This window comes from Pseudomonas sp. WS 5011 (genome assembly GCF_012985775.1).
In the GTDB taxonomy this organism is placed as follows: domain Bacteria; phylum Pseudomonadota; class Gammaproteobacteria; order Pseudomonadales; family Pseudomonadaceae; genus Aquipseudomonas; species Aquipseudomonas peli.
On the sequence record NZ_JAAQXA010000066.1, the window covers coordinates 1 to 1,654 of the forward strand.

Sequence of the window (1,654 nt, forward strand, 5' to 3'; positions counted from 1 at the left end):
CGGCGATTTTCAAGGTAGTTGTCGCGTGAGCGTGTCACGCTGCCTTTGATGTTTGCTGCAGTACCGCTTCCCGCTCCGGGTTCAGGCACACGATTGGTGCCAGCACCCAGTTCCTGATGTTGCCGCTCCAGCGCTCCGGGTGCCGTGCACGCGCCGCCTCGTACAGCTCGATACGCTTGCGCAGCAACTCTTCCGCCTGGCCAGTATGTCGCTGCGCCGGGGTCACGAACTTCAGGGCGCTGTGGCGATGTTCATGGTTGTACCAGGCCACGAAGCTGTTCACCCAGTTCCTGGCCTGCTCCAGCGTGTCGAAGGGCCGCTCCGGCCACAGCGGGCAGTACTTCGCCGTGCGGAACAAGGCCTCGGCATAGGCGTTGTCATTGCTCACCCGCGGGCGGCTGAACGAGGGCATCACACCCAGGTTCTGCATGGCCGCCAGCATGGTCGAGCCCTTCATCGCGCTGCCGTTGTCCGAGTGCAGTACCAGCGGCTGGCCTGCCCGCTGTTCACGTAGGCAGGCCTGGCGTAGCAGCTGGGCGGCCTGCTCGGCGCTTTCACTTTCATGCACCTCGTTGGCCACCAGCTTCCGGCTGTAGACGTCCTTGATCATGTACCAGTAGAAGTAACGGCCCTTGACCGTGGTCGGCAGCCAGGTGATATCCCAGCACCACAGCTGGTTCGGGCCGTCGGCCACATGGGTCGTCAGCGCTCGTTTCACCGGTGGGCGGCTACGGCCGCGCGGATGCTGCTGTTCGGCGTCCTTCAGCAACCGGTAAAAGGTCGACTCCGAGGCCAGCCAGGTGCCCTGATCGGCCAGCCGCGCCACGATCTGCTGCGGCGGCAGGCTGGCAAACTCGGGCTGGTTGGCGACCTCCAGCACGCGGCGGCGCTCTTGCGGGGTCAGCTTGTTGGCCGGCTCAGCTCGTTGTGCCGAAGGACGCCGATCCTCCGGGCAGTGCTGCCAGCGCTGTAGGCTGCGCAGCGACAGGCCCAGTTCGGCGCAGGCCTGCGCTCGCCGCGCTCCCGCCGCCACGGCGTCCTCGATCAACTGCAGCGTTTCACGGCGATCCGGGGCGCTGATCATTCGTCCTCGTCCTTCCCCCAGAGCGCCTCGGCTTTTTTTCGCAACACCAGCAGAGCCGCGGTTTCTGCCAGCGCCGCATCCTTGCGCCGCAGTTCACGCTCCAGCTGCTTGATACGCTTCTTCGCGGCCTTTTCCTCTTCGCGTTCGCGCCGGGTCTTGCTCGGCTGAGCCAGGCTGTTGGCCTGCTCGCAGGCTTCGCGCCAGGCGTTGATCTGCTCGACATACAGGCCTTTGCGCCGGCAGTACTCCGCCAGCTCAGCCGCATTGAGGCTGGCGCTTTCCAGCACCACCCGAAACTTGTCCTGGCTCGACCACTGGTCGGCCTGCTGTCCATCTCCCGGCACCACTGCTCCCGCTGCTCTGGCCTGTTTGCGCCAAGCATACAGGGTGGCATCAGTAATGCCTGTCGCTTCCACCAGCTCCGGCACCGTCCGGTTCAAGGGCGGCATCATCTGCCGCACCACCCACTCCCGATGCTCTATCGAATAACGCGCCACACGGCTCTCACTTCCGCCCACCGACCAAGACTCATCGAATCAACTCACACGACAACTATCCTGACGCGGCGGG

General features: G+C 64.9%; 1 protein-coding gene. It reads right to left on the bottom strand.

The annotated features are described in order from the left end of the window. Window positions 1-34 precede the first annotated feature (34 nt). Window positions 35-1,581, bottom strand: a protein-coding gene (locus tag HBN63_RS21510) for an IS3 family transposase (protein WP_226024095.1) whose coding sequence is annotated in 2 segments (ribosomal slippage) — window positions 35-1,095 and window positions 1,095-1,581 — 1,548 coding nt in all. Because the reading frame shifts where the segments join, the coding sequence is not laid out codon by codon here. Window positions 1,582-1,654 lie beyond the last annotated feature (73 nt).